We start from the raw sequence: 536 nt of genomic DNA, 5'->3' as shown, positions 1-536 counted from the left end.
GTTGATTAGACAACAGCTCTTTTAACTGCGAGTTTACGCTCTCTAGCGTCGTTTTATCCAAAAAAGCTGCCAAGCTTTGCGCATAGCTCTCTTTCGATTGGCTTACGCTGTCTTGCTCCAATTGGAAAATACGCGCTTCCGCGTAACTGTTTGGCTTGCGTTTGCTCCAATCAGAATCAAGATGTGCCAGTTCGCCATACCAGTTAGATGTGATGCTCTCTAGCTCAGCTTGTGTCACGCCGTAATCGCGAAGTGACGTCAACGCACTGATGAAAATTTGGTGCATTTGTTCACGGCGGTCAGGCGAAAATGAGATACCCGCCGACATCAGGCGTTGGTAGTTCGAGTAGTAAGGCTGCGCATAAACGTATTGGTAAGGTTCGGCGGCATCATTGAGAAGACTGATCAAACGCTGTTGAATCAGTTGAATGGCCACTTCGTCTCGCCATTCTGCGTGTTGCTGCTCGACCGTTTCGCGACGAAGATCGCCGCGTTCAATCACCAAATGCAAGCTTGGTGACTCCATCGAGTTGCTT

The 536-nt window shown here is 48.9% G+C and carries 1 pseudogene; it reads right to left on the bottom strand.

The window, feature by feature from the left end:
* Positions 1-536, bottom strand: a pseudogene (locus R7040_RS29555) (insulinase family protein); the annotation flags it as partial.

The sequence above is a fragment of the Vibrio sp. 1069 genome, from assembly GCF_033340555.1.
This window is presented reverse-complemented; position numbering and strand designations above follow the sequence as displayed.